General features: G+C 72.8%; 25 protein-coding genes and 1 pseudogene. 12 read left to right on the top strand and 14 right to left on the bottom strand.

Annotated features, from left to right (window positions below; genetic code table 11):
- Window positions 1-54: 54 nt before the first annotated feature.
- The 10 genes from GPA04_RS15730 to GPA04_RS15775 all read right to left on the bottom strand — a co-directional run bounded on the left by GPA04_RS15730 (window position 55) and on the right by GPA04_RS15775 (window position 9624).
- Complete coding sequence (locus GPA04_RS15730) at window positions 55-699, bottom strand: vWA domain-containing protein (RefSeq protein ID WP_156225143.1); 645 nt, start codon at window positions 697-699, stop codon at window positions 55-57.
- Window positions 696-1085 (bottom strand): hypothetical protein, encoded by a 390-nt coding sequence (locus GPA04_RS15735; RefSeq protein WP_156225144.1) that lies wholly within the window; start codon window positions 1083-1085, stop codon window positions 696-698. Before GPA04_RS15735 ends, GPA04_RS15730 begins: the two co-directional genes overlap by 4 nt.
- A gap of 115 nt (window positions 1086-1200) precedes the next feature.
- Window positions 1201-1698 carry a hypothetical protein gene (locus GPA04_RS15740; RefSeq protein ID WP_156225145.1) on the bottom strand — a complete coding sequence of 166 codons (498 nt, stop codon included), beginning with the start codon at window positions 1696-1698 and terminating at the stop codon, window positions 1201-1203.
- A gap of 4 nt (window positions 1699-1702) precedes the next feature.
- The gene (locus tag GPA04_RS15745; RefSeq protein WP_156225146.1) at window positions 1703-2188 is read right to left on the bottom strand and encodes a DUF8738 domain-containing protein; all 486 of its coding nucleotides are present in this window, start codon (window positions 2186-2188) and stop codon (window positions 1703-1705) included.
- Window positions 2189-2355: 167 nt separating this feature from the next.
- Window positions 2356-3483: a Gfo/Idh/MocA family protein gene (locus GPA04_RS15750; RefSeq protein WP_241680843.1), complete on the bottom strand. Its 1128-nt coding sequence runs from the start codon at window positions 3481-3483 to the stop codon at window positions 2356-2358.
- On the bottom strand, window positions 3480-4298 hold the full coding sequence (locus GPA04_RS15755) for a ThuA domain-containing protein (protein WP_156225147.1): 819 nt from the start codon (window positions 4296-4298) through the stop codon (window positions 3480-3482). Before GPA04_RS15755 ends, GPA04_RS15750 begins: the two co-directional genes overlap by 4 nt.
- The gene (locus GPA04_RS15760; RefSeq protein ID WP_156225148.1) at window positions 4295-5359 is read right to left on the bottom strand and encodes a LacI family DNA-binding transcriptional regulator; all 1065 of its coding nucleotides are present in this window, start codon (window positions 5357-5359) and stop codon (window positions 4295-4297) included. The genes GPA04_RS15755 and GPA04_RS15760 overlap by 4 nt, the downstream gene beginning before the upstream one ends.
- Window positions 5360-5488: 129 nt before the next feature.
- Entirely contained in the window at window positions 5489-6172 is a 684-nt protein-coding gene (locus tag GPA04_RS15765; RefSeq protein ID WP_156225149.1) for a histidine phosphatase family protein, read from the bottom strand.
- A gap of 166 nt (window positions 6173-6338) precedes the next feature.
- On the bottom strand, window positions 6339-7721 hold the full coding sequence (locus GPA04_RS21450; RefSeq protein ID WP_277754320.1) for a D-alanyl-D-alanine carboxypeptidase family protein: 1383 nt from the start codon (window positions 7719-7721) through the stop codon (window positions 6339-6341).
- A 91-nt stretch (window positions 7722-7812) separates the two neighbouring features.
- Complete coding sequence (locus GPA04_RS15775) at window positions 7813-9624, bottom strand: gamma-glutamyltransferase family protein (protein WP_156225150.1); 1812 nt, start codon at window positions 9622-9624, stop codon at window positions 7813-7815.
- 62 nt (window positions 9625-9686) lie between these two features.
- Between GPA04_RS15775 and GPA04_RS15780 the strand changes: the two genes are divergently transcribed.
- The 5 genes and pseudogenes from GPA04_RS15780 (at window position 9687) to GPA04_RS21165 (ending at window position 13060) form a co-directional block, all read left to right on the top strand.
- Window positions 9687-10268 carry a Dps family protein gene (locus GPA04_RS15780; RefSeq protein ID WP_156225151.1) on the top strand — a complete coding sequence of 194 codons (582 nt, stop codon included), beginning with the start codon at window positions 9687-9689 and terminating at the stop codon, window positions 10266-10268.
- Between the two features lie 28 nt (window positions 10269-10296).
- Entirely contained in the window at window positions 10297-10785 is a 489-nt protein-coding gene (locus GPA04_RS15785; protein ID WP_156225152.1) for a pyridoxamine 5'-phosphate oxidase family protein, read from the top strand.
- A 117-nt stretch (window positions 10786-10902) separates the two neighbouring features.
- On the top strand, window positions 10903-12240 hold the full coding sequence (locus tag GPA04_RS15790; RefSeq protein WP_156225153.1) for an ABC transporter substrate-binding protein: 1338 nt from the start codon (window positions 10903-10905) through the stop codon (window positions 12238-12240).
- A gap of 114 nt (window positions 12241-12354) precedes the next feature.
- Window positions 12355-12486 (top strand): annotated as a pseudogene (locus GPA04_RS21625) (DUF8817 family protein); the annotation flags it as partial.
- A gap of 112 nt (window positions 12487-12598) precedes the next feature.
- Window positions 12599-13060: a DUF8817 family protein gene (locus GPA04_RS21165; RefSeq protein WP_194238965.1), complete on the top strand. Its 462-nt coding sequence runs from the start codon at window positions 12599-12601 to the stop codon at window positions 13058-13060.
- A 16-nt stretch (window positions 13061-13076) separates the two neighbouring features.
- On the opposite strand, the gene GPA04_RS15800 is transcribed toward GPA04_RS21165, so the two are convergent.
- Together GPA04_RS15800 and GPA04_RS15805 are read right to left on the bottom strand one after the other, a co-directional pair.
- On the bottom strand, window positions 13077-13865 hold the full coding sequence (locus tag GPA04_RS15800) for a deoxyribonuclease IV (protein ID WP_156225154.1): 789 nt from the start codon (window positions 13863-13865) through the stop codon (window positions 13077-13079).
- 9 nt (window positions 13866-13874) lie between these two features.
- Window positions 13875-15041: an MFS transporter gene (locus tag GPA04_RS15805; RefSeq protein WP_156225155.1), complete on the bottom strand. Its 1167-nt coding sequence runs from the start codon at window positions 15039-15041 to the stop codon at window positions 13875-13877.
- An 82-nt stretch (window positions 15042-15123) separates the two neighbouring features.
- Between GPA04_RS15805 and GPA04_RS15810 the strand changes: the two genes are divergently transcribed.
- The 5 genes from GPA04_RS15810 (at window position 15124) to GPA04_RS15830 (ending at window position 19129) form a co-directional block, all read left to right on the top strand.
- Window positions 15124-15705, top strand: a complete 582-nt coding sequence (locus GPA04_RS15810; protein WP_156225156.1) for a TetR/AcrR family transcriptional regulator — start codon at window positions 15124-15126, stop codon at window positions 15703-15705.
- A 101-nt stretch (window positions 15706-15806) separates the two neighbouring features.
- Window positions 15807-16961: a CE1758 family FMN-dependent luciferase-like monooxygenase gene (locus GPA04_RS15815; protein WP_156225250.1), complete on the top strand. Its 1155-nt coding sequence runs from the start codon at window positions 15807-15809 to the stop codon at window positions 16959-16961.
- On the top strand, window positions 16958-17563 hold the full coding sequence (locus GPA04_RS15820) for a CE1759 family FMN reductase (protein ID WP_156225157.1): 606 nt from the start codon (window positions 16958-16960) through the stop codon (window positions 17561-17563). The genes GPA04_RS15815 and GPA04_RS15820 overlap by 4 nt, the downstream gene beginning before the upstream one ends.
- Window positions 17560-18027 carry a MarR family winged helix-turn-helix transcriptional regulator gene (locus tag GPA04_RS15825; protein WP_241680844.1) on the top strand — a complete coding sequence of 156 codons (468 nt, stop codon included), beginning with the start codon at window positions 17560-17562 and terminating at the stop codon, window positions 18025-18027. The genes GPA04_RS15820 and GPA04_RS15825 overlap by 4 nt, the downstream gene beginning before the upstream one ends.
- A 211-nt stretch (window positions 18028-18238) precedes the next feature.
- Window positions 18239-19129, top strand: coding sequence for a 3-methyladenine DNA glycosylase (locus GPA04_RS15830; RefSeq protein ID WP_156225158.1), 891 nt, complete (start codon window positions 18239-18241; stop codon window positions 19127-19129).
- On the opposite strand, the gene GPA04_RS15835 is transcribed toward GPA04_RS15830, so the two are convergent.
- Window positions 19126-19692, bottom strand: a complete 567-nt coding sequence (locus GPA04_RS15835; RefSeq protein WP_162458636.1) for a winged helix-turn-helix domain-containing protein — start codon at window positions 19690-19692, stop codon at window positions 19126-19128. The two genes, GPA04_RS15830 and GPA04_RS15835, sit on opposite strands and share 4 nt — an antisense overlap.
- A 25-nt stretch (window positions 19693-19717) precedes the next feature.
- Here GPA04_RS15835 and GPA04_RS15840 point away from each other — a divergent pair, with 25 nt between their 5' ends.
- The gene (locus GPA04_RS15840; RefSeq protein ID WP_156225160.1) at window positions 19718-20974 is read left to right on the top strand and encodes an MFS transporter; all 1257 of its coding nucleotides are present in this window, start codon (window positions 19718-19720) and stop codon (window positions 20972-20974) included.
- A gap of 29 nt (window positions 20975-21003) precedes the next feature.
- Here GPA04_RS15840 and GPA04_RS15845 read toward each other — a convergent pair whose 3' ends face one another.
- A complete protein-coding gene (locus GPA04_RS15845; protein WP_156225161.1) occupies window positions 21004-21561 on the bottom strand; it encodes a nitroreductase family protein in 558 nt (185 codons plus the stop codon).
- A gap of 60 nt (window positions 21562-21621) precedes the next feature.
- On the opposite strand from GPA04_RS15845, the gene GPA04_RS15850 reads away from it, so the two are divergent.
- Complete coding sequence (locus tag GPA04_RS15850) at window positions 21622-22182, top strand: DNA-3-methyladenine glycosylase I (protein ID WP_156225162.1); 561 nt, start codon at window positions 21622-21624, stop codon at window positions 22180-22182.
- The last annotated feature ends 19 nt before the right edge of the window (window positions 22183-22201 follow it).

Below are 22201 nucleotides of genomic sequence, written 5' to 3' on the forward strand. Positions count from 1 at the left end.
CCTTCCCTGGGTGATGCTGCGCCCGCGAGGTGGGACCGCGCAACCCGGCGTGCCTCAGTGGGCGAGGTCGTCGCGCTCGGCTGCGGTGTAGCCGGCGGCCATCGCGGCGGGGTTCGCCACGCGCGCGGCCCGCAGGCCGGCCACCTTGGCCGACGTCGCCGCCATCGCCTCGCGCGCCTTCCCGCGGCCGTAGGTCACCGAGTGCTCGGCCTTGACACCCATCGATCGTCCGACCTCGATGGCGTCCTGGTCGGCACCCATGTAGAGGAACTGCCACCGATAGGCCTCGGTCTGCTGCTCGACGAGCGACTTGATCGCGGGATGCGTCCACTCCGTGGAGGCGTTCTCGTGCCCGTCGGTCATCACGGCGACCACCACGGTGCCGGGACGCTGGTCCTCGGGCAGCGCCGCCAGCGCCGCGCCGGCGTCGGTGATCATCCGGCCCATGGCGTCGAGCAGGGCGGTCGAGCCACGCGGCGCGAGCGCCAGCGGCGGCACGTCCGCGAGCGGCACGTCGGCGTAGACCAGCTCGTAGGTGTTGTCGAACTGGGCGAGCGTCACGCGGCACTCGCCGCTGACGGCGTTGCGCTGCTCCTGCACGAAGGAGGCGAAACCACCCTCGGTGTCGGCCTTGATCGACTGCATCGAGCCGGAGCGATCCAGCAGGAAGTACAGGTGGGTGAGGTCGGAACGGGTCATGGCGTCCTCCTTCGTGGTGTGAAGCGCATCGGCTTCGGTGGTTGAGCGGCAGCCCGGGGGGTGCCGGTCTCGAGGTCGTAGCGAGCCCGTTCCACGCCGGCCGCTGTCACCCGGCCCTCCGCGTTGGCGTACGCGGCGAGCGCCGGTGTCCGAGCCAGACGCGGGCCGACGGCGTTCTCGCTCAAGCCCGCCTTCTGGCCGGCGGCGCGAAGGCTGTCGCCCTCCTCGAGCACGGCCTGGGCCATCGAGCCGTCGAGCAGCTCGGTGAGCCGATCGGCGGCGCCGCGCAGCAGCGGGAGCGCGTCGGCGGTCCGGTTGGCGCCGGCCCGCTCGGCGTCGTCGAGCGCCTGGCGGATCGCCGCGAGGGTCTTCTGGTCGAGGGGCATGAACGATGGTACCGCAGAAACTGCGGATCCGCATCGACTGTCCCGCCGCGCTTGCTGCGCAGCTGGACGGAATCGTGTTGAAACCAGGGGGTGGACGGAATCGTGTGGAAAGCGGTCATGGGGTGAAGGTGGAGCGCCAGTCGTCGGCGACGCCGGGGGCGAAGTAGCGGACGAAGCCGCACGGCTGCCAGGAGACCGGGGCGTCGAGCGGTTGCCCGCCCCACCGGGCGGCGCCCGCGACGAGCAGCCGGGTACCCGGGGACGGCCGGGTGCTCAGGTCCACCGTGACCTCCTCGCCCGTGCCGCCGGCGAACCACTCGCGGACCTCGAACGTCACGCCCGCGTACCCGAGCACGGCACCGGCGCGGTCCGAGACGCTCGGACCGGTGCTGGTGACCACGCCGTCGAAGGCGAAGTCGGCGGTGCCCAGACCGCCGGGGTAGCCGGCGACGCAGTCGGCGGCCGCGTCCGCCCCGTAGGCCGCGCCGGCCTCGCCGCCGCTGCGGTTGGACACCACGACGAGCACCGCGAGCACGGCGAGCACGGCGAGCGCGATCACCCCGAGCGCCAGCGGTGACCGCCCGAGGGCGCGGAGGCCGCCGGGCTGCGTCACGCCGTCACGCCGTGGCGTCGTCCGAGGCCGCCGGCTCGATCGGCGTCTCGCAGTAGAACAGCGGCTCCTCGCCCTCACCGTGATAGGCGTACTCGGCGCCGTCGACCGTCAGCACCAGCCGCGCTCCCGGCACCAGCGCCTGCGTGTAGCTCTGACCCTCGGCGGGGCAGCCGATGGAGCCGTCGGTCCAGGTCACCTCCTCGAGGGGACCGGCGGTGACGTCCTCGGCGGTCACCTCGAGCCGCTCGGCCAGGTCGGTCACAGCCGCCTCGACCCGCGGGTCGGCGGGGCCTGACGGCGGATCGGTCGGCTCGGCGCTCTCGTCGTCGGTCATGTCTTCGGTCGGCTCGTCCGTCGGGGTGAGGGTGGTGACGTCGCCGTCCCCCGGCTCGGGGCTGCGGCCCTCGTCCGGCGCCTGGCAGGCGGCCAGACCCGCCACCAGGAACGCGGCCGCGGCCAGCGCGCTCGTTCGTCTCGCCCAGGTCGTCATACCTCACTGTAGGCAGCCGGCGGCGCGGCTGCCCGGGAACGCCGGCGCCGTGACCGAACCGTTGCCGCCGCCCAGGCGCCGAGTGCGGCAGCTTCCGGCGAGTGCGGCAGGTGCACCTGCCGCACTCGCCAGGTACTGTCGCACTCGGCGTGCTGAGAGCCGGGCTGTCAGACCGCGGGGGACGCGAGCCCCTCGAGCACCGAGGGCCAGGCGGCCAGCGCCTCGCGGACGTCGTCCCGGGTCTCGCGCGCGAGCGCGGCCTCGTACGCGCGGTCGAGCACGTCGTCGATCGCGACGCGCTGACCGGAGGTGGCCGAGGCGACCGCCGCCTCCACCATCGCCAGGCTGAGCACGTTGTCGGCCGCCTCGCACATCAGCGGCGCACCGTCACGGATGCCCGCCACGAAGGCCGCGAGCGATCCGGCGAGCTCGCGGCCCGGGTCAGCCACCTCGGCGACGTCGATCGGCTCGACCGACTCCACCGACGGGGCGTCGTCGCCGGTCCAGATCGCGGATCCGCCCTCGGCCGAGAGCCGCCACGAGCCGTTCCAGGAGGTCTCCAGGCCGGGTGCGCACCAGGAACCGGAGTAGCTGAATCGGGACCCGTCGCTCATCTCGAACGTGGCCACCGCCGAGGCGTCGCCGGCGTACCAGCTCCACCGCGGGTTGAACGCCTCCGCGTAGACCGCGACCGGGTCGGCGTCGAGCACGAACCGGGCGAGGTCGAACTGGTGGATCGCCATGTCGACCAGCAGCGGGTGCGGCATCTGTTCGCGGAAGCCGCCGAAGTGCGGTGCCTTGAAGAACTCGCACGCGAGCGTGCCGGCGGCGCCGAGGGCCTGAGCGAAGGCACGGAGCTGGAAGGCCTGCTGGTTGAACCGACGCGACTGGCTGACGACGAACCGTCGGCCCGTCAGCTGCGTGGCCGCGACCAACGAGAGCGCCTCCGCCACGGTCTCGGTGACCGGCTTCTCGCCGAGCACGTCCAGACCTGCGAACAGCGCCGCCGTCGTGACCGGGTGGTGGGCGGTCGGGACCGTCACGTCGACGACGGCGCTCGCCCCGCTCGTGCGCGCGACCTCGAGCAGGTCGGTCCCGACCGTGACATCGCGCTCCGACAGGCCTGCGGGCGCGGCCGCCAGGGCGGCCGCCGCGACGGCCGCGTCGAGGTCGACCAGGCCGACCAGCTCGACGTCGGGGTTCGCCGCGATCGCGCTCAGCCAGGCCCGCCCCATCCCGCCGGCCCCGACCTGCAGGACCTTCAGCGGCGGCACGTCCGACGGCGATCCCGTCACGCCTGTGCCGCCTCGGCCTCGAGCGCCGCCTGCGCGGCGGCCGCCTCCGGGCTGAGCGCGCCCTCGTAGTCGGCACCGCGGTAGAACTCGCCGGTGTTGTACCGCAGCAGCGTCGGCAGCGTGCGCTCGGACCGCAGCGTGACCGCCCACTCGGCGGCGTTGGAGATCACCTTGCGGACGCCCTCGTGGAAGTAGGTGGGGTACTCCTGGTCGCCGGGGCGGAAGTAGAAGATCTTGCCGAAGCCGCGCTTGAAGGTGCAGCCGGAGCGGAACACCTCGCCGCCGCTGAAGGAGGAGATGAAGACGAGCTCGTCGGGGGTCGGGATGTCGAAGAGCTCCCCGTACATCTCGTCCTCCTCGATGATCATCGGGTGCGGGATGCCCTGCGCGATCGGGTGGGTCGGGTCGACCGTCCAGATCAGCTCGCGGTCGTGCTCGGCGCGCCAGCGCAGCGTGCAGGTCGTTCCCATCAACTTCATGAAGAGCTTCGACCAGTGACCGGAATGGAGCACGATCAGACCCATCCCCTCCAGCACGTGCCGGTAGGCGCGCTCGACCACCTCGTCCGCGACCTCGCCGTGCGCCGCGTGACCCCACCAGATCAGCACGTCGGTGTCGGCGAGCACCCCCTCGGTGAGCCCGTGCTCCGGCTCATCCATCGTGGTGGTGCGCACCCGGGCGCGCGCGCCGAGGTTCGCCTCGATCCCCTGGGCGATGGCGCCGTGCATCCCGTCCGGGTAGCGCTGCGCGACCTCGGGCTCCAGCTGCTCGTGCCGGTTCTCGCCCCAGACGAGGACGCGGATCGGTGCGGTCATGGTCGGTTCTCCTTGATGGGTCGGACAGAGGCGCGTCTGGTCAGGCGCGCCGGGACGAGTCGAAGCTCGGCGGGGGCGTCCCCGTCGAGCAGGTCGAACAGCCAGGCCATCGCCTCCGCCGACACGCAGCGGGGCTGCGTGGACACGGCCGTCAGCGGCACCGGCTGCCGCTCGGCCTCGGCGTCGGTGCACAGCGACACCAGGTCGAGGTCGCGGCCCGGCAGCAGGCCGCGCTGCTGGAGCGCGGCACCGACGTGATGAGGGCTCTGGACCGTGAGCAGACCGGGGTGGGCGCCGCCGTCGGGGTCGAGGACGGCGTCGAGGAAGGCCTCGACGCCGCCACGCGTGTGGGGTGCGCCGACCCAGCGCAGCGCGACGCCACGAGCGGCCGCCCGCGCGGCGGCGCTGGCGCGGAAGCGCGGGATGAAGTTGGCGCCCGCGTCGTCCCACTCCTGCGCCCAGCCGAGCACGGCGATCTCGCGCGCGGAGGCGTCCGCCAGCTCGTCGACCAGCAGCTCGGCCGCGGACTCGAAGTCGACGTCGATGCAGTGCAGCCCGTCGCGGTCGGCCGGGACGCCGATGAGGATGACCGGCAGGTCGACCTCACGGGCGGTGGCCACGCGCGGGTCGTCGGTGATGACCTGCATGATCACCACGGCGTCGCACATCGCCCGCCGCTGCACCCTGGCGAGCGCCGAGGGCCCCTCGTCCGCGGTGAGCATGAGGACGTCGTGGTCCCGGCGGCGCGCCTGGATCGCGATCTCCTCGGCGAACTCCATCAGCCCGCCGGCGGACTCCGCGTCGTGCAGCGGCATCATCAGCCCGACCACCTTGGTCCGGTGGCCCGCCAGCGCCCGTGCGCCGGCGTGCGGCTCGTAGGTCAGCTCGGCGATGGCGTCCAGCACGAGCCTGCGGGTGGCCTCCGAGATCGGGCGCTTGCCGCTCATCACGTAGGAGACGGTGCTCTGGGAGACCCCGGCGACGCGGGCGACGTCCTTGCTCGTGGGCGCGGGACGCCGGCGGGCGGGGACCGCGGCGTCACCAGGATCGTCGATACGCATCGACGATCACGCTACGCCGGTGCCGCCCGGCTCCGCAAGGGACGGCGGGCCGCCGGCGTCACGGGCCACGCCGCCCTGCAGCGGGCCATCGCCGGCTCGGGCACCCCGCTCGCGCGATCAGCGCGTTCGTCAGGCGTGAACGCCCTCGGGGACGGCATCCGGGTCCGCGGTGACGTCGTGCTCGGTGTCACCGACCAGGTGCGCCCCGCCGATCGGGTGCTCCACCCAGTCGAGGACCGCGAAGCCGCGATCGAGGTGACCCGCCAGCGTGACCATCCCGGTGTTGTTCAAGCTCCGGTCCTCGACCGCGGCGCGATCGTGCGCGACGGCCATCGCCGCGTACACCCTGATCGCCGCACCGTGGCTGACCACGACGACCGTGGCGTCGTCCGGATGGTTGAGGGCGACGGCCCGCAGCGCCTGCTCGTAGCGGTGCCGGAACTCGTGACCGGACTCACCACCCGGGAGCGTGACGTCGAGGTCACCACGTGCCCATCGCTCGGCGCAGCCGACGTAGGCGTGGACCGCCTCGGGATCGCTCCGGGTCTCGAGGGCGCCGGCCGCGATCTCGTTGAGACCCTCGTGCACCCGCGGGACGAGTCCGGTCGCGGCAGCGAGCGGCTCCGCCGTCAGATGCGTGCGCACCAGCCCTGAGACGTAGATGCCCGCGACCCGCTCGCCCTCGAGCGCGGCCGGGACAGCCTGCGCCTGGCGCTGGCCCAGGGCCGACAGAGCGGCGCCCGGCGCTGCCGTGTCGAGGATGCCGAGGACGTTGCTCGGGGTCTGGCCGTGACGGATCAGGAGCATGCGCATGTCCTGACCATAAGCCGATCGCAGCGGCCATCCGGGCCGCGGCCGGGGCGGCGCCGTCGAGCGCCACGAGGTGTTCACCCGGGCGTCGACTCATGGCTACCGAACCAGGCCCGGTGAGTCGGTCCGGGCATCCGTCACGGCGGGCGCCTGCGGCGGGATCGGTCGGCTAGTAGGCCGACCAGACGTTGAGGTACTCCTCGAGGGTGAGACCGGTCCGATGCAGATGGCCGGCGAGGTCGGGCCCGACGTATCGCAGGTGCCACGGCTCGTACATGTAGCCGGTGATGGCCTCACCGTGCTGCGGGTAGCGCACGATGAACCCGTAGCGGTGGGCGTTCTGCGCCACCCAGCGCCCCTCGGCCGTGCTGCCGAAGGATCCGGAGGTCGAGTTCACGTCCAGCGCCAGCCCGGTCTGGTGCTCGCTGTGCCCCGGCCTGGCGGAGAACCGGTCGGCGGCCGCCGCACCGTGCCTGGCCACGTACGAGCGGTAGAGGCTGCTCTGGTGGCTGTAGCTGCGGAACCCGGAGGCGATGAAGATGCTCAACCCCTGCCGTGCCGCCTCGTTGCGCATCGAGGTGAACGCGCTCGCGGTGCTCGAGGTCAGTCCCGATCCGTAGCCCGAGGGCAGCGGGTAGGACTTGTTCACGAGCAGCACGCCGCGCGCGAGCGTCGGTCCGGGGCCTGGCGTGAACCGCGCGGGGTAGCCGAGCAGCCGGCCCGCGGCGTTCGTGGCCCAGACCGTGCTCCAGAAACCCCCTTGCGCCCGCGTCTCGCTGGCGCCGATCCAGGTCATGCCGCCCCAACCGTTCCCGATCTGGGAGGCGGAGAAGGAGGTGCAGCCGGCGCGCGCGCTGTAGAGCAGCAGGGCACCGGCGGCGTCGACGGCGAGCAGGTCGGAGCACCCGTTGCGGTCCCAGTCGCTGCCACCGACCACCCGGGCGATGCGGTTCCATCCCGAGCCCACCTGCACCGGCTTGCCGAAGGAGGCGTTGCCGTCGGTCGGATAGATGCGCAGCACGCCTCGCTCGTCGGTCGCCGCGACGCCGGGCTTGCCACCCACCGAGAACTGCAACGCGGTGACGTGCTCCATGACCTGCCAGCCACGGCCGATCTGGCGGGAGCTCGAGAAGGCACCGCTGCCGTTGCCGGGGTAGTACATGAGGCGACCGTCGCCGAAGGTCGCGAGCAGATCGGGGATGCCGTCGAGGTTGAAGTCGACCCCGCCCATCAGCTGCGTGGCGCTGCCGAACCCTCGGCCCACGACCTTCGGCGCGAGGAAGCGACCGCTGCTCGTGCGGCCGTAGAACAACAGCTGCCCGGCGGGGTCGACGAGGTAGAACGACTGCTGCCCGTTGCGCTGGACGTCGCCGGCCTGCGTCATCCCGCTGGGGTTGCGCCAGCCCTGACCGATCTGCTGCGCGGTGAAGAACCGGACAGCCGGATTGGCCGGAGCCGCCGCGGCCGGCGTCACCGACACCGCGAGCAGCAGCGCGGCGACCGCGAGCACGCTGGTGAGCACGCGGCGGGCGCCACCGGTCCGTGCGGGCATGAGAAGCCTTCCGCTGTGCGTGGGGTGGGAGCACACGAGCTGAGGCGCTCGGGCCCGCCATGATATCGAGACGGGGCCGCCGCCCGCCCCACTACCGCCCGACGGCGTAGCCCTGCATGCCGCGCGGGTTCGCCGCCGCACGGAGCAACCCGTCCCGGCGGGTGCCGGCGGCGCTGATCCTGCCGAGCGACCACGGCCCGGCGACCGTGACGTCGTGGCCACGGTGCCGCAGCTCGGCAATCACGTCCTGACCGAGCCGCTCCTCGACCCGCACCCCGCGCGGCTCCGCGACGCGCGGTGCGAACGAGCTCGGCACGTGCGTCGTGTGCCAGGACGGCGCATCGATCGCGGCCTGGAGGTCGGCGCCGTCCGTCTGGCCCAGGACGCGCAGCAGGAACGGCACGGTCCACTGGTCCTGCTGGTCGCCGCCCGGGGTGCCGAACGCGAACGCCGGCGTGCCGTCATGCCGGAGCACCATCCCGGGGCTGAGCGTGGTGCGCGGCCGGCGTCCCGGCAGCAGCGAGGCGGGCAGCCCCGGCTCGAGCCAGAACATCTGCGCGCGGGTGCCCAGCGCGAACCCGAGCTCGGGGATCGTGGGCGAGCTCTGCAGCCACGCGCCCGAGGGTGTCGCCGCCACCACGTTGCCCCACCGGTCGACGACGTCCAGGTGGCACGTGTCACCGCGCGGCACGGTCGGCTCGCCCTGGCCGGGCTGCACGGGTGAGGCCAGCCCGTCGGCCCACGCTCCGCCGTCGGACATCGCCCGGAGCACCGCGGCCGCCAGGCGCGGCGACCGGCCGCCCGGCGCGCCGGGCCGCAGCGTCGCGTCGGCGTCGGCGCCGACCAGGCGCGAGCGCTCGACGGCGTAGCTCGGCTCGAGGAGGTCGCCCAGCGACGCGGCTCCGTCGCCGTCGCCGCTGTCGCCGTACCAGGCCTCGCGGTCCGCGAGCGCGAGCTTGGCCACCTCGACGGCGGTGTGGACCAGATCGGCCGATCCCGGCTCGAGCTCGTGCGCGCCGAGCGCCTCGAGCATCTGCAGCTGCTGCAGCAGCACCGGCCCCTGGCCCCAGGCTGCGGTCTTGAGGACGCGGTGGCCGAGCACGTCGACGCCGGCCGGCTCCTCCTCGGTGGCGGTCCAGGCGTCGAGATCGGCCGCCGTGAGAAGACCCGCGTGGGGTTCGGCGCCGCCGTCCCACGCGGGGGTGCGGGCGAACGTCGCGATCGCCTCGGCGACGAATCCCGAGTAGAACGCGCGGCGGGAGGCCTCGATCTGCTGCTCGCGGGTGCCGCCGGCAGCCTCCCCCTCGGTGACGAGCCTGTCGAGCGTGGCGGCGAGCGCCGGGTTGGTGAACCGGGTTCCGCCGGCGGGCACCTGCCCGCCCGGCAGGTACACGGCCGCCGAGCCGTGCCAGTGCTCCCGGAAGGTGTCCGCGAGGGTGCCGATGGTGGCGGCGGCGGTGGGCAGCAGCGGGTACCCCTCGCGGGCGTAGCCGATCGCGTACTGGGCCACCTCGCGGAGCCCCAGCGTGCCGTAGCGGGCGAGCAGGTGCAGCCACGCGCCCCACGAGCCGGGCACGGTCGCGGCCAGCAGTCCGGCGCCCGGGATCTCGGTGACGCCGAGGCCCTCGAAGGCCTCCAGCGTGGCGGCGGCGGGTGCGACACCCTGCCCGCAGACCACGAAGCTGCGGCCGCTGCGCGCCTCGTGCGCGATGATCGGCACCTCCCCCGCGAGCCCGTTCAGGTGCGGCTCCACCACGTGCAGCGTCAGCCCGGTGGCCACGGCCGCGTCGTAGGCGTTGCCACCTGCCTCCAGCACCGCCATCCCGCTCGCCGAGGCCAACCAGTGGGTGGAGGCCACCATGCCGAAGGTGCCGAGCAGCTCGGGGCGGGTCGTGAACGTCATCGCCCCAGTATCGCGGTGCCGTTGCTTCACCCCGGGTCGGGGGTCCGTGGCAGGCTGAGCGAATGACACACCACAGCGATAGCCCCGACGCCTCGTTCACCGTTCCTGGCCTCTCGATCGAGGATGGCCACCACGTGGCCGAGCTGCTCCAGCTGCGGCTCCACGCGCTCAACGACCTCCAGCTGACGCTCAAGCACGCGCACTGGAACGTCGTCGGCCCCGGCTTCATCGGGGTCCACGAGATGCTCGATCCGCAGATCGACGCCGTGCGCGAGATGGTCGACGAGACCGCCGAGCGGATGGCCACGATGGGGGTCTCGCCCAACGGCACCCCCGGCGCCCTGGTCGCGGCCCGCACGTGGGACGACTACTCGATCGGGCGCGCGAGCACCTTCGAGCACCTGGCGGCTCTGGACCTCGTGTACACGGGTGTCATCACCGACATGCGCACGGTCCAGGAGGAGGTCGGCGAGCTCGACCCCATCACCGAGGACATGGTCGTCGGTCAGGTGCGGCAGCTGGAGCTGTTCCAGTGGTTCGTGCGCGCGCACCTGGAGAACAGCGGTGGCCAGCTCGCCAACGCCGGCGCCGATTCCGAGAAGGAAGCGGCCGCCGCGGCGGACGAGGAGCTCGGCAAGGACTGATCGCGCGATCGCCGGAGGAGGAGCAGACATGAGCGACATCGAGAAGGTGCTGAAGCTGATGCGCGCCGCGCGCTTCTGCATGCTGACCACGCGGGATGGTGACGAGCTCCGCTCGCGCCCCATGACGCCCCAGCAGATCACCGAGACCGGGGACGTGTGGTGCTTCGTCTCCACCGAGAGCGAGCAGGCGAAGCAGATCGCGTCCGCGCCGCACGTCAACGTCTCGTTCGACGACGGCTCCTCCTGGGTGTCGTTGTCGGGCACGGCGGCGGTGGTGCGTGACGAGGCCAAGATCGACGAGCTCTGGGACCGCGCCGCCGAGGCCTGGTTCCCCGAGGGCCGCGAGTCCACCGACCTGGCCCTGCTGCACGTGCGGGGCACCAGCGCGGAGTACTGGAACACGCCTGGCGGCGCCGTCGCTGCCGCCGTGGCGTTCGTCCAGTCCAAGATCACGGGCGACCGACCAGACATCGGCGAGAACGACGCGGTCGACCTCCCGGAGCCCGGCTCGAGCTGACCTCGGGCCGGTGCGTCCCGGCGCCGGTCACGATGCGGACGCAGGCCGGGCGCCGCAGCGCGTACGGGCTCAGCTGCGGATACCGTGAGTCCCACCACCGTGAACAAGGGACTCAACATGACCGCACGCGCCCCCCGCCGTCTGGTGTCGTTCGTCGCCGCGAGCGCACTGCTCGCCGTGGCCGCCTGCTCGCCGGGATCCGGGGGCGACGACGACGCCGGCGGGTCCGACGGCGAGGTCACCACCGTGACGTTCCGGCTCTGGGACGAGGCCGCGGCGGCCTCCTACAAGTCCTCGTTCGCGGCGTTCAGCGAGCAGCACCCCGAGATCCGGGTCGAGATCGAGGAGGTGCCCTGGGCGAACTACTGGGAGCAGCTGCCGCTGGACATCCAGGCCGGTGAGATGGCTGACATCTTCTGGACCAACACCTCGAACTACGGCGTCTACGCCGACAACGGCAACCTCATCGACATCACCGAGGTGCTGGGTGAGGACCACGACGAGTGGAGCGCGGGGTCGGCCGACCTCTACACCCGCGAGGGCACGTTGTGGGGGGTGCCGCAGCTGACGGACTCGATCGCGCTGTTCTACAACAAGACGATCCTCGACGCCGCCGGCATCGATCCGAACGAGCTCGCGTGGAGCCCGAACCCCGAGGAGGACACGTTGCTGCCGGCGCTGCAGCAGCTCACCACCGACTCCGCCGGGGTGACCTCCGCCGAGGAGGGCTTCGACCCCGACAGCGTGGACGTCTACGGGTTCAACGCCCAGAACGACCTGCAGGCCATCTACATCGACTTCCTCGCCCAGAACGGCGCGCAGTACCAGGATGGCGACCAGTACGCGTTCAACAGCCCCGAGGGCGTGGCGGCGTTCCAGTACCTCGTGGACCTGATCAACACCCACCACGTGGCGCCGCCCGCGGCCGACACCAACGCCAACGGAGACCTGACCAAGGATCTGTTCGTGCAGGGCAAGCTCGCGCTGTTCCAGTCGGGCCAGTACCGACTGCCGCAGCTGGCGGACATCGGCGACAGCTTCGAGTGGGGCATCGCCCCGATGGTCGCCGGCCCGGAGGGTCGCATCAGCGTGGTCCACTCGGTCGCTGCGCTCGGCAACGCCGACACCGAGCACCCGGAGGCCGTCGCCGAGGTCCTGGCCTGGATCGGCTCGGCCGAGGGTCAGGGCTACCTCGCCGCCGACGGCTCGGCGTTCCCGGCCGCCGTCGACGCCCAGCAGGCGTTCACCGACTACTGGACCGAGCAGGGTGTGGACACCTCGGCGTTCGTCGAGCAGGCAGCCGGTCAGACCACCCCCGCGCCGCTGGGCCCGAACGCCAACGCGGGCGCCGAGGCGATCAACGGCTACTTCCCCGACATGTTCGCCGGTCTGATCCCGGTCGAGCAGGCGCTGCAGGAGGCACAGGACGCCGCCAACGAGGCGATCGCGCAATAGCGCACCTCGTCGCCGCGCCGGGTCTAGTCTCGCCAGGTGACGGATGGCGAGCTCGACGGCGTCGCTGCCGGTGCCGTGATGGTGCCGCTGCTGCCGTGCGGCGACGTGGACGAGATGGCGCGGTTCTGGGCGGCGCTGGGGCTGCGGACGACCTACCGGCAGCTGCGGCCCAACCCGGTCGTCGCGCTCCAGCGTGGCGGCATCGCGCTGCAGTACTACGGCATGCCGGACTGGGACCCCGAGCTCAGCCACTCGACCTGCGTGGTGGCGGTCTCCGACACGCAGCCGGTGCACGAGGCGTTCAGTGCGGGGGCTCCGGGAGCTGTTCGGGCGGCTCCCGATCACGGGCGTGCCCCGGATGACGCGCCCGCGGGCGCGTGCCAACAACGGTGGGCTGAGCGGTTTCAGCCTCATCGACCCGGCAGGCAACTGGATCCGGGTCTCGCGGGCGCCCGGCGCGTCCGACGACCTGACCCCCGGGCCTCGCGACACGACCACCTGGACCTCGGCAGCATCGGGGCCGCTCGGTCGCGCGGTGGAGAACGCCGTCGTGATCGCCGACTCGCACGGCGACGCCGAGCAGGGGCGCAAGCTGCTGGCGGGCGCGCTCCGCCGCAGCGGCGAGCAGGCGCAGGTCCCGGAACGAGCACGGGCGCTGGCCTACCTGGTCGAGCTCCATGTGCGGTGCGGTGACCGGGCTGCAGCGGCGCAGGCACGGGAAGCGCTCGACGCCCTCCCGAGCGACGGTCTGGACGACGGCGGGCTGGCGACGCTCGCGGCGGCGCGCGGCGAGGCGGCAGCGGTCGTCGCCGAGTCCTGACGGCCGCGCGCTGGGCTCAGCCGAGGCGCTCGTGCAGCCAGGCGATGTCGATGCCCTGCTCGGTCTGGGCGCCCGGGGTCTCGACGACGGCGGGCACGTTCGCATCCCGGAGCACGGCCAGCAGGTCCTCCTCGGGGATGTGCCCCTGGCCGAGGTTGGCGTGGCGGTCGGCGCTGGACCCGAACTCGTCGCGGCTGTCGTTGACGTGCACGAGGTCGACGCGGCCCGTGACGGCGGTGATCCGCCCGACCAGGCCGGCCAGCGGCTCACCGCTCGCCCAGGCGTGGCACGTGTCGAGGCAGAACCCGACGTCCTCGGCACCCGCCGCCCGCACGGCCTCCCACAGCGCGGCGATCCGATCGACGCCGCGTGCCATCGCACCATCGCCGCCTGCGGTGTTCTCGATCAGCACCGTGGTGGGCCGCTCGAGCTTCTCCAGGCACTTGCGCCAGTTGTCGAAGCCGACCTCCAGGTCGTCGTCGGCGCCCACGTGCCCGCCGTGCACCACGATCCCGATCGCACCGATCTCGGCGGCCGCGTCGACCTGCTTCTGCAGCAGCGTGCGGCTCGGGATCCGGATCCGGTTGTTGGTGCTGGCCACGTTGATCCGGTACGGGGCGTGCACCACCAGCGGCAGGTCCGCCGCTGCCGCCGCCTCCCGCAGCGCCTGCGCGCCGCCGGGGTAGAGCACCTCCGGGTCCTTCCACGCCTGGGGAGCACCCAGGAAGATCTGCGCCACGTCGGCGCCGCGCGCCTTCGCTCCGGCGATGGGGTCCTCGGCGTCTACGTGTGATCCGATCCGCATGAGGTCAGGCTACGACCCCTCGGTGACATGCGCGGGGCCACCGGCGGCGGGCGACCGGCCGGGAGCAGGACCCAGCACGGGAAGCAGTGCGGCGATCCCGGCGGCGCCGGCGAGAGCGAAGGCCAGTGCCGGTGCCGCGGCCCCCAGCACCGCTCCCAGGGCCACCGAGCCGATCGCCTGACCGACCGCCAGCGCGATGAACAGCGCGACGGTGCCCTCGGCGGCACGGTCGGGCAGGAGCCGCACCGCCCACACGATGAGGACCCCGGACAGGGCGGTGTAGCTCGCACCGAACAGCGCGACGGCGGCGTAGGCGGCGAGGGACGCCTGCGGCGCCAGGCCCAGCATCACGGTCGCGACGGCCATGAGCACCGCCGTCAGGGTCCAGCCGGTCCGGAGGCTCCAGGTCTGGACGATCGTCCCGGCGGTGGCTCCCAGCAGGCCGAAGGCGCCCAGAACCATCCAGGCCACGATGGAGTAGGCCTCCTCCCCCGGGCGGGAGGCCGCCAGGACCGAGCGGCCGAAGGTCCAGATGGCGGCGCTCGAGGCACCGGCCAGCGCGGCGGCGGCGAGCGGCCGCACCAGTGGGGCCAGGTCTGCGACCGTCAGCCGGCGAGAGTCGTCGACCTCGTGCCCGGAGCGTGCGGCTCGGTCGGAGCGGAGGGTGGCGACGGTCGCGAGCGCCGCGACGACCGCTATGGCAGCCCAACCCAGCCGCCATCGCCCGATGGTGAGGAACATGAGGACGCCGGCGGCCACGATGCCGGCCCCGGTACCGGCGTTGACGATCGTCTGCGCGACCTCCTGACGGGCGCGGGCCACGTTGCGCTCGATCAGCCTGACCAGGCCCGGGGTGGCGAACCCGGCGCCGGCCCCGGCCACCACCACGCTCACCGCGAACACCACGGCGGTCGGTGCCAGTGCCACCCCGGCGGAGCCGAGCGCCGCCGTCGTCCCGGCCGACACCACCAGCGCGCGCGGGTGGGCCGCCATCCGCGAGGCGACCACGGCTGCGAGGCAGTAGGAGAGAAAGCTGCCGGCCTGGATGGCGCCGGCGATCGTCGAGCCGAGGTCGAAGGCCTCGGTGAACTGCGGCAGGAACAGGCCGTACCCGAAGCGCGCCAGCCCGTAGGCCGCCGCGATCAGGGCCAGACCGCTGGCCACGAGAGCGCGCATCGTGCCTCCCACGTCTCCGACAGAACGCTCGTTACAGTACAGCAGAACGATCCTTTCAGCAGAACGCACGTTACGGTGAGATGTGGCCACCAGCGATCGCCTGCCCGCGCGCGCCCGTCTGCTCCGAGCAGCGGACAGCGTGCTGTTCGAGCGCGGCATCCGCGCCACGCCCGTCGACGAGCTGCTGCGCCAGGCGGAGGTCTCCGCCGCCACCCTCTACGCGCACTTCGCCAGCAAGGACGCGCTGGTCGCCGAGGCGCTGCGGATCCGGCTGGCGGACTGGCGGACCGTCTGGGACCAGCACGTGGTCGCCGCGGCCGACGACACGTCCCGACTGCTCGCGGTGTTCGACGCCCTCGCGTCCTACCGCGGCAGCCAGCACCCCCCGGCGCGCTGGTGCGCCTTCCTCGCCACCTCGACCGAGCTGGTGGAGGCCTCGGAGGAGATCGCGGACGCGCTCGCCGCCGACACCGCGCTGCTGACCGAGCGGCTCCTCCACCTCTCACGCCCCCTCGCCGGCGCGCGGGCGCAGGACCTGGCCGACCAGGTCCTGCTGGCCTACGACGGAACCCTGGCCGGCTTCCTGCGCGGCCACCTGGACGCACCGATCGACGTCGGGCGCCGGCTGGCGCACTCGGCGATCCAGGCCCACGTGCGCGCCTGACCGCGCCGGGCGGAGCGCTGCGCTCCTGGAATAGATCACCCTCACGGACGTTGAGTAGTTCAGATTTGAAATACCCGTGAGAGGATGGACACATGAGCAGCATGCAGTTCGGGATCTTCACCGTCGGTGACGTGACCCCCGACCCCACGACCGGCACCACCCCCACCGAGGGCGAGCGCATCCAGGCGATGCTCTCCTACGCCCTCAAGGCCGAGGAGGTGGGCCTCGACGTGTTCGCCACCGGTGAGCACCACAACCCGCCGTTCGTGCCCTCGAGCCCCACCACGATGCTCGGCTGGATCGCCGCCCAGACCCAGCGGCTGCTGCTGACCACGACGACCACGCTGATCACCACCAACGACCCGGTGAAGATCGCCGAGGACTTCGCGATGCTCCAGCACGTCTCCGGCGGTCGCGTTGACCTCACGCTCGGGCGCGGCAACACCGGCCCGGTCTACCCCTGGTTCGGCAAGGACATCCGCGACGGCATCGAGCTCGCCGTCGAGAACTATGCGTTGCTGCGCAAGCTCTGGCGCGAGCCGGTGGTCAACTGGGCCGGCAAGCACCGCACCCCGCTGCAGGGCTACACCTCGACCCCGGCCCCGCTCGACGGCGTCCCCCCGTTCGTCTGGCACGGGTCGATCCGCTCGCCGCAGATCGCGGAGCAGGCCGCGTTCTACGGTGACGGCTTCTTCCACAACAACATCTTCTGGAACAAGGAGCACACCGAGCAGATGGTGAAGCTCTACCGGCAGCGGTTCGCCCACCACGGGCACGGCGATCCGGAGCAGGCGATCGTGGGCCTCGGCGGCCAGGTCTACATGGCCGCGACCAAGGCCCAGGCGATGAAGGAGTTCCGCCCCTACTTCGACGTCGCACCGGTCTACGGGCACGGGCCGAGCCTGGAGGACTTCTCGGAGATGACGCCGCTGACGGTCGGCACGCCCGAGGAGGTCATCGAGCGCACCCTGGGCTTCCGCGACTACGCGGGCGACTACCAGCGCCAGCTCTTCCTCATCGACCACGCCGGGCTGCCGCAGGAGGCGGTGCTCGAGCAGATCGAGATCCTCGGCACCGAGGTGGTCCCCGTGCTCCGCCAGGAGTTCGACCGCCTCCGCGCACCGGGAGTCCCGGACGCGCCCACGCACGCCTCGTTGCTCGCGGCGGCTGGTGCGGGCGAGGCCGCCGGGTCCGAGCGCGAGGAGCGCGACGACGTCGACACAGCAGCCGCGATCGCTCCGGAGGCCCGCCGATGAGGATCGCGATCATCGCGGCCGGGCTCAGCGAGCCGTCGTCGACACGGCTGCTCGCCGACCGGCTCGAGAAGGCCACCCGGACGGCCCTCCAAAACCAGGGCACCGCCGTCGAGAGCACCACGATCGAGGTGCGCACGCTCGCGCACGACGTCGTCGACGTCCTGCTCACCCGCGTGGCCTCACCCGAGCTGGAGGCGGCACGCCAGCAGGTGCAGGACGCCGACGCCCTGATCGTGGTGAGCCCCACCTTCACGATGTCCTACTCGGGCCTGTTCAAGTCCTTCATCGACGTGCTCGAGGACGGCTCGCTCGCCGGCATGCCGGTGCTGCTCGCCGCGACCGGCGGCACCGCTCGCCACTCGATGGTGCTCGACGTCGCGCTGCGACCGCTGCTCTCCTACCTGAAGGCCCTCACGCTGCCGACCGCCGTCTACGCGTCGGCCGAGGACTGGGGCAGCCCGGGGCTGGACGCCCGCATCGAGAAGGCCGGGCGCGAGCTGGCCGACGTGCTCGTGGCGCTCCCCCGCCGGACCCGCAGCGACCCGTTCGACGCCGACAGCCCCGACTTCGTCAGCTTCGAGTCGATGCTGGGTGGGTCGTGACGACGACGGCGGAGCGGTCGCTGGCGTCGAACGTCACCAAGGCGGAGGCCTGGCGGGCGTACTTCGAGACCACGGCCCTGCTGACGACGCAGCTCGAGAAGCTGATGAAGGCGGAGTCCGGTCTCGACTTCGGTGACTTCAACCTGCTGCTGGTGCTGAGCGAGACGCCCGGTCAACGGTTGCGGCTCGGCGAGCTCGCCAAGGCAGTCGCGTTCGGACCGGGTCGGCTCACGTACCGGATCGACCAGCTCGTGCGGCGCGGGCTGGTGGAGCGGCGACCGTGCCCCGAGGACCGCCGCGGGTTCGAGGCCGTGCTGACCCCGGAGGGCCACCGCGCCCTGCGACGGGCTCGGCCGCTGCACGCCCGGCACGTCAACGACCTGCTGCTCGACCACCTCACCGACGAGCAGGCGCAGATGCTGCTCGAGGTCTTCGGCCCGCTCCGTTCGCGCCTCACCTCCTGAACCCCGCTGTCACCACGATTCCGTCCACCCCGCCCGCTGCGGGCGGTGACTGAGGGCACACCTGTCCCGGGGCAGCGGTGGCTGAGCGCCCACCCCTCCCGGGGAGCGGTGGGTACGGGCCCACAGGAGGCCGGCGGGTGGGCCCAGGATCACCGACGGCGCCACGGGGTAGGCCCGGAGCCACCGGGCTCGACGGTGCACACTGGTGGACGTGATCGTGCTGGACGAGCCGACCTGGCGTGAGCGCGCCGACGCGCACGCCGAGCGCGTCGACGCGTTGGTCGCCGACCACCTGGCTCGCCGCCGCGACGGCGTCCCGCACCCGGTCCACGACTTCCTGTTCTCGTACTACTCGTACAAGCCCAGCCAGCTGCGGCGGTGGCACCCGGGCTACGGGGTCGGGCTGGCAGGCGGCGCCGAGTACGCCGAGCGTCGCGGTTACGAGATGGTCGACGGCGTCGCCCGGGTCTCGCAGACGATGCTCGCCGAGCGTGGGGACCTGATCGCCGGGACCCACGCGCTGCTCGTGGCCACCGCCTCACGTCCGGCCAACACCGGCTGCTTCGGCATGCACGAGTGGGCGATGGTCTACCGGTCGGAGGGCACGCGACACCCGCACCCGCTGCGACTGGGTCACGAGGGCACCGACCAGGTGGTGGAGTCGCACCGCATCACGTGCAGCCACTTCGACGCCTACCGCTTCTTCACCCCCGCCGCCCGCGACCGCAACACGCTCCGGCCGCGCTCCGAGGACCGGCCCGCGTTCGAGCAGCCCGGCTGCCTGCACGCCGGCATGGATCTGTACAAGCACGCGTTCCGGCTCTCGCCGCTGATCTCCTCGGACCTGATCGCCGACTGCTTCGCGCTCGCCCGCGACATCCGCGTCCTCGACATGCGCGCGGCTCCCTACGACCTCGCCGACCTCGGCTTCGACCCGGTACCGATCGAGACCGCCGCGGGGAAGCGGACCTACGCGGCGGCTCAGGCCGAGTTCGCCGAGCGGGGCGCCCCGCTGCGCACCCGCCTCATCGAGGCCTGCGACGCGCTGCTCGCGTGCCGACCACGAGCTGGCGTCACCGTCAGCAGCGCGACACCGGCCTAGCGCGACTCGCGCACCCGCGGCAGGTGGGCCCAGTACGTCTCCCACTCGCCGAGGTCGGGGTCGTTGGCCTCCGACACCTCGTCGTACTCCTCGAACAGGGCGTTCATACGCTCCACCAGCTCCGCGCTCTGCTCGGCCGTGAGCCGGAGCACCTGGGTCTGGATCGCCCCTGTGCCCTGCGCGCCGGCTCCGAGCCAGCGCTCGATCGCGCGCGTCAGCGTGTCGATCCAGATCCCGATCGTCGACCGCAGCGGCACGCCTGCGCCGCTGCCTCGGTCACCGCCGCGCACCTGGAACGAACGGGCGGCGCGCCGGTAGCGGCGCTCCCGACCGTCGCTGCCCTCGGCCGCGAGCAGCACCCCGGCCTTCTCGAGCATCCGCAGGTGGTAGCTCATGGCGGAGGGGGTCAGGCCGCAGAGCTCGGCGGCCGCGGTCGCGGTCAGCTCGTTCCCCTCGTAGACCACGGAGATCACGCGCTGCCGAGCCTCGTGCGCGAGCAGCTTCAGGCCCTGCGGCCCCTCGATGACGAACGCCTTCGGAAGGTCTGCCTCTTGACGCACCATGTTATGAAGCATACCTTTCAGGTTTATGAAGCGTTTCTTTCAGATCGACGCAGGCGTCTGGTCGCACCGCGACGTCCGGCTGATCCTCCCCGCCCGCACCCTCTCCCTCGCCGGGCACTCGACGGCGCTGGTGACGCTGCTGCTCCAGGCACACGACCGCGGCGTCGGCACCCTCGGTGTCGCCGCGCTGCTCATCGCCCTCGCGCTCCCGGCGATCGCCACCATGGGGGTCGCCGGCCGCCTCGCCGACACCCTCGACTCCCGCCACCTCCTCACCACCGGGATCGCCCTGCAGGTGCTCGCCCTGGTCTTTCTCGCCTGGAGCCCGACGGCGGTGCTCACCCTGGTCGGCGTCGTGCTGCTCGAGCTCGGGCAGGCCGTGATCGGCCCGGTGTGGAGCGGGCTGCTCCCCCGCGTCGTCGGCCAGGAGGGCATCGGCAGCGTGATCGCCTGGCAGCAGGGACTCGGCGCTGTCGCGGCACCGCTCGGCGCTGCGGTGGGCGGCGTCCTCTACGGGAGCGTCGGCGCCGCCCCGGCGCTCCTGGTCGCGGCCGCGACCTTCGCGATGCTCCTGCTGGCGGTGCAGCTCATCCGCACCCGCCGCCACCTCAGCGCTGAGGCGCGGTCGAACGCGGGCTCGACGGCGGTGCCCACCTCCTCCGGGATCCTCGCCGGGGTCGCGGTGCTGCGGGCGGACCGGGTCGTGTGGCCGGTGTTCCTCGCGCTGCTCCCGATGGTGGTCATGGTCGAGGGCGTCAACGCCGTGGAGGTCTTCCTCGCCCGTGACACGCTCGGCGCCAGTCCCGAGCAGTACGGCCTGGGTGAGCTCGCGGCGGGCGCGGGCGGTGTGCTCGGTGCCGCGCTGGCGGCGCGGCTGGCTGGCGACCGGGCGTGGGTGAGAGCCGTCATCGGAGGCTTCGCCGCGGCCTGCGCGGGCCTGGCCGTGGCGGGCGGCGCGCCGTCGTTCTGGGTCTATCTCGGCCTCATGGTGGTGGTGGCCGCCGCGGCCGGGATCGGGAACGCCGCCAACGGCGCGCTCGTGATGACGCGGACGCCCGATGCCCAGCGCGGCACGGTCGGCGCCGCTCTCAACGGCATCGCCCGCACCGGCTCGGTGCTGGCCCTCGGGCTCGGCGGGCTCGTCGGCACACTGGCATCGCCGCGCGCGGTCTTCATCGGCGGCGGGCTGCTCGGGATGGCCGCGGTCCTGCTGTGCGGCTGGCCGAGCCTGCGCGCGGCGCGGCGGGAAGAGGTTCCCGCCGCGAGCGCCGCGGCGGCGTGAGTGCCGCCGCGGGGCGCGGCTGCGGGTGGTCAGGCCGAGGGCTGGGCCCCGTACCGGCCCCAGCTGACGATCTCCGCCAGCGGCTTGCGACCGGACAGCTGCGGCGATGCCTGCTTCTGCGAGGTGTCGGTGTAGCCCAGCCCGATCGCCGACCAGGGCTCGAGCTCGGCGGGCATACCGAGCAGATCGCGCACCTGCTGCCGGTTCTCGGGTGTGCTGAACCAGGCGGTCCCGCTCCCGATCCCCAGGTGGCTCGCGGCGAGCATCACACGTTCCTGGAGGCGGCCGTCGTCGTAGGCGACGGACCGCCCGTCACCGCGCACAGCCACCACGATCGACGCCGCGACCCCGGCGAGGAACCCTGCGAACGCACCCATGCCGGCGAGCGCGCTGTTGGTCTCCCGGTCGGTGACCACCACGAGGTGCCAGGGCTGGGTGTTCTTGGCGCTGCCGGTCCAGCGGGCGACCTCGAGCAGCTGCTCCAGGTCCTCGCGCGCGATCGGATCCGGCAGGAACCTGCGGGACTGCCGCAGGCTCCGCAGTGCGGCGAGGGCGGCGTCGGGCGGGAAGGACTCGGTGTCGGTCATGCCTCCATCCTGCCCCTGCCGAACCCGGCGCTGTCCGGGGTCGGCCCTACGATCTCGAGCATGGAGACGTTCCGCTGCTTCGGGACCGGCGATCCCCTCTACGAGGCGTACCACGACGAGGAGTGGGGAGTTCCGCCGTCGAGCAGTGCCGATGAGCACGAGCTGTTCGAGCGGATGAGCCTCGAGGCGTTCCAGTCGGGGCTCTCCTGGATCACGATCCTGCGCAAGCGGGAGGGGTTCCGGGCCGCCTTCGCCGGGTTCGACCCCGCGGCCGTCGCGGCCTTCGGGGACGACGACGTCGCTCGCCTCATGGCCGATGTCGGCATCGTCCGCAACCGGGCCAAGATCGACGCGACGATCGCCAACGCCCGCGCGCTGCTCGAGATGCACACGCGGGGCGAGCGGCTCGCCGAGGTGTTCGAGGCGCACCGGCCGCCTGCGCGGGCGGCGCGGTTGGCGCGGCTGGACCAGATGCCTGCGAGCACACCGGAGTCGGTCGCCCTCGCCAAGGACCTGAAGAAGCGCGGCTTCCGCTTCGTCGGGCCGACCACGGCATATGCGGCCATGCAGGCCCTCGGCTACGTCGACGACCACGTGCAGGGGTGCATCAGCGCGCGCTGACGGACACCTCTGCCCCTGC

It is taken from the genome of Pseudactinotalea suaedae (assembly GCF_009733815.1).
Taxonomy (GTDB): domain Bacteria; phylum Actinomycetota; class Actinomycetes; order Actinomycetales; family Beutenbergiaceae; genus Pseudactinotalea; species Pseudactinotalea suaedae.

Bases quoted from the DNA above. Each gene is read 5' to 3' on its own strand.
- GPA04_RS15730 (WP_156225143.1), bottom strand. From the start codon at position 699: ATGACCCGTTCCGACCTCACCCACCTGTACTTCCTGCTGGATCGCTCC.
- GPA04_RS15735 (WP_156225144.1), bottom strand. From the start codon at position 1,085: ATGCCCCTCGACCAGAAGACCCTCGCGGCGATCCGCCAGGCGCTCGAC.
- GPA04_RS15745 (WP_156225146.1), bottom strand. From the start codon at position 2,188: ATGACGACCTGGGCGAGACGAACGAGCGCGCTGGCCGCGGCCGCGTTC.
- GPA04_RS15755 (WP_156225147.1), bottom strand. From the start codon at position 4,298: ATGACCGCACCGATCCGCGTCCTCGTCTGGGGCGAGAACCGGCACGAG.
- GPA04_RS15760 (WP_156225148.1), bottom strand. From the start codon at position 5,359: ATGCGTATCGACGATCCTGGTGACGCCGCGGTCCCCGCCCGCCGGCGT.
- GPA04_RS15765 (WP_156225149.1), bottom strand. From the start codon at position 6,172: ATGCGCATGCTCCTGATCCGTCACGGCCAGACCCCGAGCAACGTCCTC.
- GPA04_RS21450 (WP_277754320.1), bottom strand. From the start codon at position 7,721: ATGCCCGCACGGACCGGTGGCGCCCGCCGCGTGCTCACCAGCGTGCTC.
- GPA04_RS15775 (WP_156225150.1), bottom strand. From the start codon at position 9,624: ATGACGTTCACGACCCGCCCCGAGCTGCTCGGCACCTTCGGCATGGTG.
- GPA04_RS15780 (WP_156225151.1), top strand. From the start codon at position 9,687: ATGACACACCACAGCGATAGCCCCGACGCCTCGTTCACCGTTCCTGGC.
- GPA04_RS15785 (WP_156225152.1), top strand. From the start codon at position 10,297: ATGAGCGACATCGAGAAGGTGCTGAAGCTGATGCGCGCCGCGCGCTTC.
- GPA04_RS15790 (WP_156225153.1), top strand. From the start codon at position 10,903: ATGACCGCACGCGCCCCCCGCCGTCTGGTGTCGTTCGTCGCCGCGAGC.
- GPA04_RS21165 (WP_194238965.1), top strand. From the start codon at position 12,599: ATGACGCGCCCGCGGGCGCGTGCCAACAACGGTGGGCTGAGCGGTTTC.
- GPA04_RS15800 (WP_156225154.1), bottom strand. From the start codon at position 13,865: ATGCGGATCGGATCACACGTAGACGCCGAGGACCCCATCGCCGGAGCG.
- GPA04_RS15805 (WP_156225155.1), bottom strand. From the start codon at position 15,041: ATGCGCGCTCTCGTGGCCAGCGGTCTGGCCCTGATCGCGGCGGCCTAC.
- GPA04_RS15815 (WP_156225250.1), top strand. From the start codon at position 15,807: ATGCAGTTCGGGATCTTCACCGTCGGTGACGTGACCCCCGACCCCACG.
- GPA04_RS15820 (WP_156225157.1), top strand. From the start codon at position 16,958: ATGAGGATCGCGATCATCGCGGCCGGGCTCAGCGAGCCGTCGTCGACA.
- GPA04_RS15835 (WP_162458636.1), bottom strand. From the start codon at position 19,692: ATGGTGCGTCAAGAGGCAGACCTTCCGAAGGCGTTCGTCATCGAGGGG.
- GPA04_RS15840 (WP_156225160.1), top strand. From the start codon at position 19,718: ATGAAGCGTTTCTTTCAGATCGACGCAGGCGTCTGGTCGCACCGCGAC.
- GPA04_RS15845 (WP_156225161.1), bottom strand. From the start codon at position 21,561: ATGACCGACACCGAGTCCTTCCCGCCCGACGCCGCCCTCGCCGCACTG.
- GPA04_RS15850 (WP_156225162.1), top strand. From the start codon at position 21,622: ATGGAGACGTTCCGCTGCTTCGGGACCGGCGATCCCCTCTACGAGGCG.